This window comes from Bartonella sp. LB28NMGDW (assembly GCF_042194435.1).
GTDB lineage: Bacteria > Pseudomonadota > Alphaproteobacteria > Rhizobiales > Rhizobiaceae > Bartonella > Bartonella grahamii.
On the sequence record NZ_JBHIMX010000178.1, the window covers coordinates 1 to 511 of the forward strand.

Consider the following 511-nt stretch of genomic DNA (forward strand, 5'->3'; position numbering starts at 1 on the left):
TGCTCTCTTTCAAGCTTAATCCTATGCAAATTATTGCTGGTGGAATCAATGGAACACATTGGTGGGATAAAGTCCCTTCGAAATTTTCTGGTTGGCAAGAAGATGATTTTCAAAAAGCGGGGTTTCGTTCCGTTCCTGGAGCGATTGTACGCCATTCTGCCTATATTGCATCAAACGTCATACTCATGCCATCCTTTATCAATCTTGGTGCTTTTGTCGATGAGGGTACAATGGTTGATACATGGACAACCGTTGGTTCTTGCGCACAAATTGGCAAACATGTTCATCTTTCCGGTGGTGTTGGAATCGGAGGCGTTTTAGAACCACTGCAAGCAAATCCAACCATTATTGAAGATCATTGCTTTATTGGTGCACGCTCTGAAGTTGTCGAAGGATGTATTATTCGTGAAGGCGCTGTTTTGGGAATGGGCGTTTTTATTGGAAAATCCACCAAGATTATTGATCGTACAACAGGAGAAATTTTTATTGGTGAAGTACCGGCCTATTCAGT

General features: G+C 42.1%; 1 protein-coding gene. It reads left to right on the forward strand.

The annotated features are described in order from the left end of the window. Window positions 1–511: 2,3,4,5-tetrahydropyridine-2,6-dicarboxylate N-succinyltransferase (locus ACFIKG_RS09880; protein ID WP_375652264.1), on the forward strand; the 511-nt coding region annotated here is incomplete at both ends.